This is a genomic window from Aphanizomenon sp. UHCC 0183, from assembly GCF_009712065.1.
Taxonomy (GTDB): Bacteria; Cyanobacteriota; Cyanobacteriia; order Cyanobacteriales; family Nostocaceae; genus Dolichospermum; species Dolichospermum heterosporum.
The window spans coordinates 43,866-44,974 of the sequence record NZ_VILC01000031.1; the positions used below are offsets into that span (position 1 = coordinate 43,866).

Genomic DNA, 1,109 nt, shown 5'->3' on the forward strand with positions numbered 1-1,109 from the left:
CTGCCTAATCAATTTGAATGCTTGTAGGTGCATTTCCTACGGGTGGTGTGATTCCTGGTAATGGTTTTCTAAATTGAGAGTAGATGCGATCGCGCCAAGCGAAAAATGCTTCATAATCAGGATTATTGGCTATACTCGACAACCCTTTCCCTCTGAGAGATACAGGTAAATCCAAATAAGCACCATCAGGAAACTTCAAAAGCATGGATAAACTAGCAACTGTTAAATCAGCTAAAGTTGGTTCATCACCTGTTAAATAAGGACTACCCACTAATAATTGGGTAATAATATCCAAATCTTGTTTTAAGCTAGTAACAGCCGCACTTACCACATCTGGTGTAAAACCGACACCAAAACCCAGTGCTGACAGAAAATCACTAGGAACACCTTCCACAACACTTCTAAGAATATCTGGAGTAGAAACTGGTAACAACGACTTACGAAAACTCTGATCTTGACTAATAGCTGCAAATAGAACCTTTCTACCTTTAACACCTATAGATTCATCAGCCCAATCTTCCAATAATAAAGTCAAAGCGCGTTTTTTGGGATCTATCGGTATCAGGGGATAATCTGGGTATTCTGAATCTAAATATTTAGCGATTTCTGTAGAATCAGCAATATATCTATTGCCATCTTTTAACACTGGAACTTGCTTTTGTCCAGTTAAACGAAATAATTCTAACTGGCCAATTCCTGGTGCAACTTCGATTTTGCGATACTCTAGTCCTTTATAATCTAGGATTAGACGAACTTTTTCGGAAAATTGAGATAGTTCCCACTGATATAGTTCTAGCATATTGTATATTCGGCAACTTGTTTAGTCGTTAGTTTTATAATTGTATCTTTAATTCTTAGCATTTTTCCTGTAAATTTACCATTTTCTGGGTTAAGTTGTTGCCCATCAAGTTGGAAATCACTCGAATTTGTGCAACAATCAGTTTCGGATTTTTATGGACATAAATTGATTTAGCACTGTTCGAGATACTTAAAATTTTCCCAATAGTTCATAGCATAAAATAGCATAAAAATGTTGAACCTGTTAGAGGATGTTTGAAAAGTTTTTAATGTATAAATAAATCCCTCTGGTAAACCTATCCAGTATTAAG

General features: G+C 35.8%; 1 protein-coding gene. It reads right to left on the minus strand.

The window, feature by feature from the left end:
• Positions 1 to 4 precede the first annotated feature (4 nt).
• On the minus strand, positions 5 to 799 hold the full coding sequence (locus tag FJR37_RS12805) for a glutathione S-transferase family protein (protein WP_039199947.1): 795 nt from the start codon (positions 797 to 799) through the stop codon (positions 5 to 7).
• Between the last annotated feature and the right edge of the window lie 310 nt (positions 800 to 1,109).